Annotated in this window: 12 protein-coding genes and 1 pseudogene; 8 read left to right on the top strand and 5 right to left on the bottom strand. The window is 42.7% G+C overall.

Annotated elements, in window-relative coordinates; genetic code table 11:
- Positions 1 to 46: 46 nt before the first annotated feature.
- Positions 47 to 1,057 carry an esterase/lipase family protein gene (locus ACEWB7_RS04795; protein ID WP_034704496.1) on the bottom strand — a complete coding sequence of 337 codons (1,011 nt, stop codon included), beginning with the start codon at positions 1,055 to 1,057 and terminating at the stop codon, positions 47 to 49.
- A 505-nt stretch (positions 1,058 to 1,562) separates the two neighbouring features.
- A complete protein-coding gene (locus ACEWB7_RS04790) occupies positions 1,563 to 2,591 on the bottom strand; it encodes a lipase secretion chaperone (protein WP_034704499.1) in 1,029 nt (342 codons plus the stop codon).
- Between the two features lie 153 nt (positions 2,592 to 2,744).
- On the opposite strand from ACEWB7_RS04790, the gene truB reads away from it, so the two are divergent.
- The 3 genes from truB (at position 2,745) to ACEWB7_RS04775 (ending at position 5,028) form a co-directional block, all read left to right on the top strand.
- Positions 2,745 to 3,650, top strand: a complete 906-nt coding sequence (gene truB / locus ACEWB7_RS04785) for a tRNA pseudouridine(55) synthase TruB (protein WP_125279871.1) — start codon at positions 2,745 to 2,747, stop codon at positions 3,648 to 3,650.
- 15 nt (positions 3,651 to 3,665) lie between these two features.
- Positions 3,666 to 4,433 (top strand): sulfite exporter TauE/SafE family protein, encoded by a 768-nt coding sequence (locus ACEWB7_RS04780; RefSeq protein ID WP_166137997.1) that lies wholly within the window; start codon positions 3,666 to 3,668, stop codon positions 4,431 to 4,433.
- A gap of 127 nt (positions 4,434 to 4,560) precedes the next feature.
- Complete coding sequence (locus ACEWB7_RS04775; protein ID WP_262737944.1) at positions 4,561 to 5,028, top strand: hemerythrin domain-containing protein; 468 nt, start codon at positions 4,561 to 4,563, stop codon at positions 5,026 to 5,028.
- A gap of 72 nt (positions 5,029 to 5,100) precedes the next feature.
- Here ACEWB7_RS04775 and ACEWB7_RS04770 read toward each other — a convergent pair whose 3' ends face one another.
- Positions 5,101 to 5,985 (bottom strand): EamA family transporter, encoded by an 885-nt coding sequence (locus ACEWB7_RS04770; protein ID WP_034704511.1) that lies wholly within the window; start codon positions 5,983 to 5,985, stop codon positions 5,101 to 5,103.
- A gap of 332 nt (positions 5,986 to 6,317) precedes the next feature.
- Between ACEWB7_RS04770 and ACEWB7_RS04765 the strand changes: the two genes are divergently transcribed.
- Positions 6,318 to 7,448: a hypothetical protein gene (locus ACEWB7_RS04765; protein ID WP_411580472.1), complete on the top strand. Its 1,131-nt coding sequence runs from the start codon at positions 6,318 to 6,320 to the stop codon at positions 7,446 to 7,448.
- A gap of 45 nt (positions 7,449 to 7,493) precedes the next feature.
- Here the strand turns inward: ACEWB7_RS04765 and ACEWB7_RS04760 are convergent, their stop codons facing one another.
- Both ACEWB7_RS04760 and serA read right to left on the bottom strand, forming a co-directional pair.
- Positions 7,494 to 8,360 (bottom strand): EamA family transporter, encoded by an 867-nt coding sequence (locus tag ACEWB7_RS04760; protein WP_262737942.1) that lies wholly within the window; start codon positions 8,358 to 8,360, stop codon positions 7,494 to 7,496.
- A 126-nt stretch (positions 8,361 to 8,486) separates the two neighbouring features.
- Positions 8,487 to 9,719 carry a phosphoglycerate dehydrogenase gene (gene serA, locus ACEWB7_RS04755; protein ID WP_005233651.1) on the bottom strand — a complete coding sequence of 411 codons (1,233 nt, stop codon included), beginning with the start codon at positions 9,717 to 9,719 and terminating at the stop codon, positions 8,487 to 8,489.
- 354 nt (positions 9,720 to 10,073) lie between these two features.
- Between serA and ACEWB7_RS04750 the strand changes: the two genes are divergently transcribed.
- The 4 genes and pseudogenes from ACEWB7_RS04750 to ACEWB7_RS04735 all read left to right on the top strand — a co-directional run.
- Complete coding sequence (locus ACEWB7_RS04750; protein WP_034704522.1) at positions 10,074 to 11,483, top strand: FAD-binding oxidoreductase; 1,410 nt, start codon at positions 10,074 to 10,076, stop codon at positions 11,481 to 11,483.
- Between the two features lie 142 nt (positions 11,484 to 11,625).
- Positions 11,626 to 12,003, top strand: a complete 378-nt coding sequence (locus ACEWB7_RS04745) for a hypothetical protein (RefSeq protein WP_004787040.1) — start codon at positions 11,626 to 11,628, stop codon at positions 12,001 to 12,003.
- 79 nt (positions 12,004 to 12,082) lie between these two features.
- Positions 12,083 to 12,658, top strand: a complete 576-nt coding sequence (locus ACEWB7_RS04740; RefSeq protein ID WP_262737941.1) for a hypothetical protein — start codon at positions 12,083 to 12,085, stop codon at positions 12,656 to 12,658.
- 42 nt (positions 12,659 to 12,700) lie between these two features.
- Positions 12,701 to 12,785: pseudogene (locus ACEWB7_RS04735) on the top strand (IS5/IS1182 family transposase); the annotation flags it as partial.

The following is a 12,785-nucleotide window of genomic DNA, read 5'->3' as shown; positions in this document are numbered from 1 at the left end:
AATAACGAAAAAGCCCTTATATCCGCAGATAGAAGGGCGATGAAAATTATAGATTCTGAAGTTTTAAACGATTGGCATGTTGACGGTACATCGCCACCGGATCCGGAGCAAACAGGCCTTTAAGACCAAACATCATATTGGCCAGATCGGTATGGTTCAGCTTGTACTGGTCATTAATCACCTTACCAATGAATGCACTACAACGGGCAACCATGCCATCGTTGTCTTTATTGCCGTAAGATAAAGGGCCAAGCTGCATCAGGATGGTATCGATATCCAGTGCATTGGTCGCTTGAGCCACACCGGTCCAAGAATAATAATAGATACCGTTACGGTCTTTTGATTTCAGGTTCTTATTACAGTTTTCTGTGGAGGCTAAGACACCATCCTGCACCATCTGTTTGGCCACGCTGGCATTAAAAGAGCTGGAGCCAATTTGGGTCAGGGATTTCATGGATGCATCGAAATCAATTTCCAGTTCAGGTTTGAACTGTCCCAGTGCGATCAGTGGCCCAATAATATAATCACCGAGAACATTAAAAGCAGTGCGGGTAAGAGTATTGTTCTGAATATCATCGGCCACTTTAGAGCCATGATAGGTGCCTGCAACCCCCGTAATGGATGCAATCTGCTGCGGTCGAGTCGCTGCCACATAGAGTACAGTCGGGCCACCATGGGAGTGACCGATGAGATTGATTTTTTCCTTCCCTGTAATTGCCAGCACTTCATCGACCTGATGAATGAGCTGTTCACCACGGTGGGTCGTGGTATTGGCAGGCGACAATTGGGCGGCAAACACGGTAGAGCCATTACGAGCCATATCCGGCAGAATCTGATACCAGTAATCTAAGCCAATGGTATCAGTACCTATGCGTTGCCAGCCTAGCCAGCCATGCACCATCAGAATAGGATATTTGGTTTTGGCATAGTCTGATTTGGCTTTTTCAGTGACCTGAACTGCACTTGCTGCCGCCTGGGTTTGTGTTGAAAAGCCAAAACCGAGGCCTGCTGCCAAGGAAAGCGCCAGCATCTGTGTTGTTTTAATAAAAGTACGCATAACCGTTCCTTTGTTCATTTTATTGTTATAAAAAGCAATCATTGCTCGGGAGTATTGATGCACGATAAATATTGAAGTTGGATGTCTCGATCGTGCAGACCTAATCTTCAATCACGCGCAAAAATTATTATTTTGAAGCAGAAGCATTTTTTCATGCTGATGAGCCAATTCCATGTCATTTCGGGCCATGCCCGATGAGCATTTATGAGTCCATAAATTTGCAATTTATATACGTATGTATTTTATTTTTAACTCCTTGAAATATAAGATTGATGAATGTTTAGGTTGAAATAGTTAGAAACAAATAACAATGTAAAAAAAAGTAATCAGCCCAAGAAAATCAAGGCTTTCAGAGGGAAATGGCTCTGTCAAACTCTCAAAATAGAGGGTCAGCGTTACTGTTTTTATATAAGAGATGGGACAAAAAAAAGGGAATAAGAGAAGATATTCGACGCCGTAGCAGTACTGTGTAGCTACGGCGTCAATGAGCAATTTTAGCTGAAAATTAATTGGCAAAGGGTAGGGTCCCACCCTGATCATGTACCTGTTCAAATGTACCTACACGAAGCCGTTCTTCAGGGCGCTGGAAATGTTTCTGACGCAACTGATCAACTGCCTGCTGTTTGGCATTTTCACTCAGGCCACTTTTTAGGATGTTATCGCGCTCGCCCAAGTAACGCGTCACACTGGATTTCCAATTCGCACGTTCATCATCAAGTTTTTCCAGACGTTGGGTTGCTTCAGGACCGACCAGATTCAGGCGCATCTGACGGATTTCTTCCGCAGAACCACCTCGGGCTTTAATATCAGCGGTGAGTTTACGCAGATCTTCCAGTTTATTCAGTTGCTCCAGATTTTCTTGCCAGTCCTGCGGTAACTGCGCAAACAGTTCTTTTAGCTTCTGGGCTTTTTCTGCTTCGCTGAGCTTTTTATCCGCCATGACTGCCATCCGGTCTAAGGTATATTCATGATAAGTATCTTCAGTGCCAAACAGTCCTTCAATTTCATAATCAGAGAAAAAGCGTTTACGCAGGTTCTGGGTGCTGGCATAGATACTGCGGTAGTAAGCTGGATCTTCTTGATCCAGACCTGCAGGTGGAGTCAGTTCTCCCAAACCTTGACGATACTGGATATAACGATCCCAAAGATCCAGAACTTGTGAGAGTGCAGGATCCTGATAATTTTGTTGAATATAGGCTTTAAAATCTCGCTGGATTTGTTCGAGGGTTTTTTCCCCATATTGGGTAATAAAATATTCAAAACAGTTACGGGTCTGTTCATTGACAATCAGGCGATTACTGGCATCCATCTGCATCTGGCAATTAATTTCCGTATCCTGCTGGCTTGGACTCGGGAATATATTATTTACGGGGCCATTGGCCAGTGCTGCTGCCTGTTGAGCGCTGCTTTCATTGGTGGATTGCGGGCCCGAGACACGTGCCTGTGCTTCATCCCTGGGCGCAAGCCATAGAATCAGGGTAATCAAGCACAAGATGATGAGCGCAATCACGATCCATAGTTTATATTTCTGCATATCCTATGCACCTTTATTTTAATTATCGGATTATTTTAAATTTTGCATTCGGCAGGATAGGAGATATTGCACCTTATATGCTGTAGAAAAGTTGTAAATAATTGGCAGGGGTTTTACCATTGCGCCAATTTATAAAATGTCTGACTTTTTGCCATGAAAGCTTCATCTCCTAAAATTCAGCGTCGTCATATCAGCGGTGTATTTCTATTAAATAAGCCTCTAGGCATCAGCTCGAATGCTGCATTGCAAAAAGTACGCTGGTTATATCGTGCGCAAAAAGCTGGACATACTGGTGCACTAGATCCCTTGGCATCCGGTCTTTTACCGATCTGTCTGGGTGAGGCGACCAAGTTTTCGCATTATCTGCTGGATTCAACCAAACGTTACCAGACCACAGTTTTTCTGGGACATAGCACTACGACAGGTGATGTCGAAGGAGAGATTCTGCTGGAAAAACCAGTCCCTAAACTGAATGAAGAGTTGATTCAGGAGACAATTGCCAAGTTTGTTGGTGAGATCCAGCAAGTGCCACCGATGTATTCGGCTCTGAAAAAAGAAGGTCGTCCGCTGTATGAGTTGGCACGTAAGGGTATTGAAATTGAACGTGAAGCACGTCCAATTACCATTTATGCAATTGAGCTTTTATCTTTTACTGAAAATAGCATTACGCTGGATGTAACTTGTTCCAAAGGCACTTATATCCGGGTACTCGGCGAAGATATTGCCAAAGCTCTCGGTACCTATGGTCATCTGACTTATCTGCACCGGATTCAAACCGGTCATTTTGATATTATTCCAAGCTATACCATTGAATATCTGGAAAGCTTGACTGAGGCAGAACGTGAAGCACTATTACTGCCAGCTTATGCACCGGTACAGCATTTCCCGCAGATTCAGGCACCGGAAGGCCGTGCAGAATATTTTAGCCGAGGTATGGAAAGTAATATCGATCATCCGGCAGAGCCACAGGTGTTGGTCTTTGATGGTGAGAAATGCTTAGGCCTGGCTGAAATCACGGATAAAAAACGTCTGGTACCTAAACGTGTTCTTAATCTCTAGGCGCGTTGAATAACAATGGACATCGAGATTATCCTCAGTCTGGTGCTTTTTGCCTTTATGGCCGGAGCGATTGACGCTGCCGTCGGTGGTGGCGGTCTGATCCAGATCCCGGCGATTATGAGCAGTCTGCCGCAGCTGCAACCTGCCACAGTATTTGGCACTAACAAGCTAGCCTCTATTTTCGGTACAGGCTCGGCAGCCTTTTCCTATCTTAGACAGGTCAAGCTGCCATGGGTTTTACTTGGTGTAATTGCGCTGTGCAGCTTTATTAGCTCATTTATTGGAGCAGCCAGTGTCACCTTGATTCCGGTGGATATTCTCAAGCCTTTTGTGCTGATCATGCTGATCGTGATTGCGATTTATACCTTCATGAAAAAGCAATTCGGACGGGTACATGTCGAGCAAAAGCTGAATAAAAAGATGCTGATACTGGCAGCACTAGGCAGCCTGGCCATCGGTTTTTATGACGGAATTTTTGGCCCGGGGACAGGCAGTTTCTTTATCTTTTTCTTTATCCGTTATCTGAGTGTGGATTTCTTGCATGCCTCAGCTTTATCGAAAATTGCCAATTTCACTACTAATCTCGCGGCACTGAGTTTCTTTATTCCTACAGGTCATGTGCTATTTCTGGTGGGTGCCATGATGGCAGCTGCGAATATTGGCGGTTCGCTGTTGGGTGTTAAGCTGGCCTTTAAATATGGCAGTGGTTTTATCCGGATTCTGTTTCTGATCCTGGTCAGTTTGCTGATTTGCCGTATGGCTTATCAGATGTTTTTAGCCTAAAGATAGATGTAAACTATTCTCAATATTAAAGTTTTTTATACAAATTCGCCTTATAAATATTCCTGACCATTTGCCGGTTTCACTCTATGCTGAAGCAAAGGCATGACAAAAACAGGAGAAAAATTACATGACCACCATTTTTGAAGCATTAAGGGAAAGTCATGAAATCCAGCGTGATCTGGCAGAAAAATTACTGCAAACTTCGGGGGATTCGCCAGAACGTCGTGAGTTGTTCAAGCAGCTGAAGAATGAACTGTTTGCGCATGAAACCGCAGAAGACCGTTACTTTTATATTCCCTTGATGATGACAGATCCCGGCCTGAACATTACCCGTCACGCCTTGGCAGAACATCATGAAATGGATGAAATGATTGAGGAACTGACTGAAACTGAATTTAGTAGCCCAGGCTGGATTGCAATTGCCAAGAAACTGTCAGATAAGGTACATCATCATTTGAAAGAAGAAGAGCATGCTTTCTTCCAGCAGGCCGGAAAAATTCTGGGAGATGAACAAAAACAGGCTTTAGCGGATCAGTACAAAACTGAATATCAGCGTTATAAAGAAATGAAAAAAGACATGCTGGTTAAAAGCTAATATTTAAATTTATTTAAATTCAAATTTTCATGACAAAAAAAGATGGCCAGAGTGCCATCTTTTTTTATTTATTCAGCTTTCTATTTTCCGGGTTTTATATTGCTGTCGTGCTTCCCGCATGGTCACGCCAACTGAAGCCAGCATAATACAAACCAGTGCGACGGTTTGAAGTAGCGTAATTTTTTCACCCAGCAAAATAAAACCTACCAGTGCCGCCAGAGCTGGAGACAGACTGGAAAGCGTACCATAACTGGTTTTATTCAAGTGCTGGAGCGCTTTTAAATCCAGCGCATAAGGAATGGCGGTTGCCAGCACTGCAATAGTAATGGCCTTGCCCCAATATTGAGTATCAATCAAAGCAGAGGTGTTGTTATATAGGCCGATTGGTAGTAAACACAGGGCTGAAATACTGATGGCAATCGTCAGTGCATGCATCCCGATATTTTGCTGTACCACGCGTTGCCCAAAATAGATATATAGGGCCCAGCAGAGGCCGGCCCCTAAGGCGCAGGCTGCACCAAACAGGTCAAAGTTACTGCTATTGGCTTCCCCCCATGGCACCATCAGCACAATACCTAAAATTGCCAGTAGCACCCAGACATAGTCCTTACGGTTCTGAATCGAAATTAAGGCCAGTCCTAGCGGGCCAATAAATTCCAGTCCGACTGCAATCCCTTGAGGAAGTTTCCCTAGCGACATATAGAACAGGATATTCATCACGCCCAGAGAAGCGCTATAGCAGAGCAGATCCTGCCATTTCAGGAAGTGTAAACGTCGAATAACTTTCCAGGAACGGAACATGATACAGACAATAATGGCGGCAAAGCAGAGTCTTAAAATAGTGACGGTGATCGGGTCAAGCACCAGGAAAAGTTGCTTGGCGAAGGATGCACTGATCTGGTATGAAATCATGGAGAGAACCATGTACAACACAGCAAGAAGTTGGACGTTTGGCATGGGAGAAACTACTTATACCAGAAGGGTATAATCGAGATACAGAAGAAAGCGGGATTATAGCAAACTGGTTAATTTTTGATGAGTAGGGCAGAAGAATATTTTGTGAATACGAAGCAGATTTTGGATCAGTGGATTTAAATTTTTGATTTTATCCCCCACCGAAAAAATTAAATTCAACGTTAATTGTTGATGAGATTGTGGTTACAAATTAATCAATTTTTAATTTGATCTTAATTTTATATTTATTAAAATGGCTTAGACCTCATGATTTGGGTCAACTTTAAAATAACAATGAAAAATAAAACGATCAAAAAATAATAAGGTAGATAATAATGAAATTAAGATTACTCTCTTGTGCTGTCTTGAGCCTTATGCTGACTGCATATGGTGGCTCTAATTCTGATAATAACGAGACAGTCGCAGGCCAACCAACCCCAACCAATCCTGGAACCCCGGATAATGGTGATGGAACATCAGATACGATTTCTGAATTCTATACCTATCAGTTCAACCTGCCGAATATTGATGCTTCAGATATGGAGTCGGAAAAGCTTCTATTGGCCAGTCATAAAAATAAAATCACTGACGGCATCTTGTATGCAGATGATAACCGGACTGTTGATACTGAATATGATCTTGATGAAGATATGACCTTCCCAATTTATGTCACAGAAAAAGGCGTATTCCCTGCAGATCGTGCCCGTACAGCATTAGGTTATAAACTGGAAAAAGTACTGGAAAATACTTCTGAACAATTTACCAGTCGTCCCGTCACTATTCCGGAAAATAACATCGGTAATCATCGACACCTGGAGTGGTACGACCTGTCAGGTAAAGCCTTAACTGAACGTACCAATATTGCTGTCGTGAAGATGTATGACGATACCGAGACCAGAGTTTTCTTTAATACTGATACCACGGATGCTGAACGTAAATATTACAATCAATTTGCTACCAATTTTGTCGGTTTACAGAAGGCGCGTACTTTCCCGAACGGATCTAAATGTTTCCGTATTCTGGCGGAACATCCTGAGGAAGAATTTATTGAATTTGATCCGGATATCAAAACTGGCTATCGTACACTGGCTGAATGGCAGACAGGCGAGTCTGTTCAAGAGATGGCGAAAACCATTTTAGATGGCACGATGGCTAACCTGAAATTTAAAAAAGCCGAATATAAAGACGATGCGCAGCAATATTATAAATACTTTGGGGCGATCGAATATCAGGGTGAAATTTATTCCAGTACTTTCTCGGAACATGGAGAGCATATTGATCATGCCGATTATATTGCTCAAGCAAGAAAAGCTGCCTTGGACAATTTAAGGGAAGAGGGTGCAACTCCTCTAATGCTCAAATGGACAGATTACCTGTATGACCATCTTGCTTCGGCATGTGATGGCTATAATGTGACAGCAGCTACAACATTAAATACAGCTATTAAGGATGCAACGCCACGCTAAAATTAAATAGGTCATTTAAAAAAGGCGCTTGAGCGCCTTTTTTATTTAGTGCTTTCTTCTTTGTGTCATCACCGTACAGCCAATCGACGCACTGATAATGGTGGCCAGTGCCAGCCATTGTGTCCACAATAAAGTTTCGCCTAAGAATACAAAACCGGAGAGTGCTGCAACCGCAGGTTCCAGGCTCATTAGAGTGCCAAAACTCAATGCGGTTAAATTACGCAGTGCAATCATTTCCAAAGTAAAGGGTAAGGCACTGGCAAGTGCAGCCAAAATAACAAAATACATGAGGCTGCTTGGCTCAAACACATGAGCAGGCATTCCCGCAAATAGGGCAATCGGCATCAGCACCAGCATGCCGACGAACATGCCCAGACACACGGTATGATTCCCTGATACACCCGAAGGTTTTTGTCCGGCCACGATATACAGTGCCCAGCAGGAACCTGCACATAAGGCAAACAGGATGCCCATCGGGTCAAGCGGTTGTGCAGCCTGATCAAAGGGAAACAACAGAACCAGCCCCAGAATGGCCAATCCTACCCAGATAAAATCAAATTTCTGCCGGGCATAAAACAGGGCAACACTTAAAGGGCCAATAAATTCAAAAGAGACTGCGATTCCAATCGGCAATCGATCAATTGCCAGATAAAACAGCATATTCATGCCAGCTAATGCCAAGCCATAGCTGATAATGGCTGGCCATCTGACCTGGCGGAAATTGATCTGCCAGACTTTAAAAATGAGTGCCAGAATCAATGCACCAAGAAGTAGGCGCATTGCAGAAACGGTCAGGATCGGGAACTGGCCAAACAGATATTTGGCAAAGGAGCCGCTGCTCTGCATGCTGATCATCGCGATCAGCAGAATCAGCGGCGCTTGCACCATAGGTGCAATTTTAAGATTTGGCATGACTAAATTTATTTCGATTTCTCGAAGAGCGGAAGAGCAGCATCAGCTGAGTAAGGCTTAAAAATAAAAACCTTTAAGCAATAAAAAAACCACAGCCCGAAGACTGTGGCTTTTTAAAAACCTGAATTAGAACAATACGCGAACGCGGATTGTACCTTCAAGGTTGTGTAAAGTATCGAGTGCTTCCTGAGATGCAGTTGCGTCTACATCCATCACCAGGTAACCCACATCGCCTTTGGTCATTAAAGTCTGACCAGAGATGTTGATGCCGTGTTCAGCAAACAGGTTGTTGATCTTAGACAGCACACCCGGAATGTTTTTGTGGATGTGAAGCAGACGGTGTTTGCCTTCAGTTAATGGAAGCGCGATTTCTGGGAAGTTCACCGCAGAAAGCGTCATACCTTTATCTGAATAAGCTACAAATTTCTCAGCAACTTCCAGACCGATGTTCGCCTGAGCTTCCATAGTAGAACCGCCCACGTGTGGAGTCAGGATCACATTTGGAATGTTACGTAATGGAGAAACAAATTCTTCACCGTTTGCTTTGGGCTCTTTAGGGAATACGTCAACCGCAGCACCTGCAAGGTGGCCAGATTTCAACGCTTCAGCCAGATCTTCGATCACAACACATGTACCACGTGCCGCATTGATGAAGATTGAACCTTCTTTCATTTGCGCGAATTGTTCTTTGGTCATGAAGTTACGTGTAGACGGAACATCAGGAACATGAATAGAAACAACATCAGCATTTGCAAGAAGTTCGCCCATTGTGCCGACCTGACGTGCATTACCTAATGGTAATTTAGTCACTGTGTCGAAATAGATTACTTTCATACCCAGGCTTTCAGCAAGGACAGAAAGTTGTGAACCAATTGAACCGTAACCAACGATACCTAAAGTCTTACCACGAGTTTCGAACGAACCTACAGCAGATTTGTTCCAGCCGCCTGCATGTGTATCTGTAGATTTTTCAGGTACACGGCGAAGCAGAAGAATCGCTTCAGCAAGTACAAGTTCAGCAACCGAACGTGTATTTGAATATGGTGCGTTGAATACCGGAATACCGCGACGCATTGCCGCATCCAGGTTCACCTGGTTGGTACCGATACAGAAACAACCTACCGCGATCAGTTTGTTCGCAGCTTCAAACACTTCTTCAGTGAGCTGAGTACGGGAACGGATACCAATGAAGTGTGCATCTTTAATCGCTTCTTTCAGTGCTTCACCCTCAAGCGCTGTTTTGCGATAGTCGATATTGGTATATCCAGCTGCATTCAATGTGTCGATTGCGTTCTGGTGAACGCCTTCTAACAATAGAAAACGGATTTTATCTTTAGGTAGAGATAGATGTTGGCTCATTACGGCTCCGCTACAAAGGCCAAATTTAGTCGCCGTATAATAGCACAGGAATGGGGCGGTTATACATTTCCTTGATGACTACAATATCAGCTATTTTTGCAAGTGATAGTAGTGAAAATGATAGAACTGGTTGAATTAAACTATCATTTTCAAAGGTATATTATCAAAATTGTCATTTTTTAAGGGAAAGCCCCAAAAATAGCTTATAATATTGCGCCATGCTGTTTAAGCTGCCAGTTTTGGTGCTTTAATCATCATGTTTCGCCTGCTTTGTATACAGGTTTTAATGCCTGAAAAATATACAAATAAACCGGCGAGGTCTCTCTTGTTTAATTCATGCTAGGTCTGCAAACGATGAATGCTCCAGTCGCTTTAACCCCAGAGTTATTGACCCAATTGACTGCAATTGTGGGTGAAAACCGTATTAAAACTGATGCGGACAGCCTCCAGAATTGGGGTCGTGATCATACCAAACACTTTGATCCAAACCCATCGGTCATCGTTTTCCCATCTTCAACTGAACAGGTTCAGGCAATTGTGAAGCTTGCCAATCAGTTCAATGTTGCAGTAACTCCATCAGGTGGTCGTACAGGTCTATCTGCAGGCGCTGTCGCTGCGAATGGCGAGATTGTGGTAAGCATGGACAAGATGAACCAGATTCTGGAATTCTTCCCGGCTGACCGTATGGTACGCGTACAGGCCGGTGTAGTGACTGAACAGCTGCAAAACTATGCTGAAGAACAGGGCATGTATTACCCGGTAGATTTTGCCTCTTCTGGTTCAAGCCAGATCGGTGGAAACATCGGGACCAATGCTGGCGGGATTAAAGTGATCAAATACGGCATGACCCGTAACTGGGTGCTTGGCCTGACTGTGGTGACTGGTAAAGGTGATGTACTGCGTCTAAACAAAGGCATGATCAAGAACGCGACTGGTTATGCGTTACAACACCTGTTCATCGGTGGTGAAGGTACTTTAGGTTTAGTCACTGAAGCAGAAATCAAACTTGAGCGTCAGCCACAAGACCTGCAAGTGCTGGTACTGGGCGTCCCTGATTTTGATGCGATCATGCCAGTGTTACATGCATTCCAGGCAAAAATCGACCTGACTGCATTCGAGTTCTTCGGTGAGCTAGCGATGCAAAAAGTATTGGCTAATGGTCATGTACAGCGCCCATTCGAAACTGAATGTCCATTCTATGTATTGCTTGAATTTGAAGCGCCGTTTGAGCCAATTATGGACAAGGCGATGGAAATCTTCGAGCACTGTATGGAACAGGGTTGGGTGCTGGATGGCGTGATGAGCCAAAGTCTTGAGCAAGTACACAGCTTATGGCGTCTGCGTGAAGACATTTCTGAGTCGATTGCTCCATTTATTCCGTACAAAAATGACATCTCTGTACTGATCACTCACGTACCGGCATTCATTAAAGAAATCGATGCGATCGTGAATGAAAACTACCCAGACTTCGAAATCTGCTGGTTTGGTCATATCGGTGACGGTAATCTGCACTTGAACATCCTGAAACCGGCTGACCTGACCAAAGATGAATTCTTTGCGAAATGCCAAGTCGTGAACAAGTACGTATTTGATACTGTGAAAAAATATGACGGTTCAATTTCTGCGGAACATGGTGTGGGTATGACCAAGAAACCTTATCTTGAATACACCCGTTCAGCTGAAGAAATCGAATACATGAAAGCCTTGAAAAAAGTGTTCGATCCAAATGGCATCATGAACCCAGGCAAACTATTCGATCTTTAATCAGAATAGATTTACAAAAGCGCATCGAAAGGTGCGCTTTTTTTATTGCTTTGTAACTGGACTTACAGAGTCTAAATAGCGTTAAGCTGAAAAGCCCGGCATGATAATTTCTGCATAATAAAGATAATCTGGGTTAAACAATATGTTACGGTTATTGGCGGTTACAATTTTAGGTCTGGGTGTGATGACATCAGGTTGTACAACCACCCAGAAAGTGATTGCAAAAGTGCAGTCTTCTTCAGATACACCTTTGGATCAGGTACTTAAAATGAGGCCTGACCTGCGTGAAGAACTGGCAACAGTCGAGATACGTCAGTTCTTTAATCGTGTTGAGTCACCGACGGTTGGACAGGTAAAAGTAACTGAAACAGGTTTGATGGATGATTCGGTCAGATCGATTCAAACCATTTATCATTTTAGGAAAGAAGAGAAAAACTGGAAAATGCACAATACTGAAAAGCTCTATCAGTGTGTACGCGGTTCAAATACCAAAACTTTCCAGAAAGCAGTCTGTCCATAATAATGTTTGATCTTTAAACAAAACTTCGTTAAAAGCGTATCTTATTGATGCGCTTTTTTGTTTTAGAAAAGGGAAGTTAATGGACTCAAATATATTAGCCGCCACAATTGGTGTTATTAGGGGATTTTTAGCTTCACTCTCACTATTCTACTTAAATAGGTTTTATACTAACTGCGATAAAATAAAATCAGAAAAAATCCTACGAGAAAAATTATTGTATCGTGAGAAAGATAATGAGCTAGAGGCAGATAAAATTTTTATTTTTTCTTTACCTGATCTGAAAAGAGAAGTCTATTTAAATTGTCATGTCAATTGGGATAGTGGTATCACGCTTAATATGATGAAAGGTAATGAAGATTTAATATGGTTCTTAAGATTCTGTTGGTTAAGTTTGGTAAGGTTTTTTCCTCAAGACCATTTTTCAGCAGAAGGGCATATTGATTATATTGATAAATTTATTACGGATAGGGCCAACTATCATTACTCTAGATTGGACTGTAGTGACCAATTAAAAAGTGGGAGTATTTCAAAAATAACTTTAGGATATTCGATAGCAAAAGATATTGATCAACTGATTATAGAGTTAGTAGAACAACTTCTTCCTTTTGAAGATTCTAGAAAAGAAAAATTGTTTCAAGACTGGAATACTATATAATAGACCTCTTGCGAAAGTAAAAACTGCCTCAATATAGATTTCATGAAATATCAGAAATTAAATCGTTTTTCAGATTCTGAATTCCAGCGCTTGGTTGGTGTACCTCGAGCAGTTTTTAGTGAAATGG

Origin of the sequence: Acinetobacter sp. NIOH-H-8, assembly GCF_046635365.1 — a bacterium.
Taxonomy (GTDB): Bacteria; Pseudomonadota; Gammaproteobacteria; order Pseudomonadales; family Moraxellaceae; genus Acinetobacter.
This window is presented reverse-complemented; position numbering and strand designations above follow the sequence as displayed.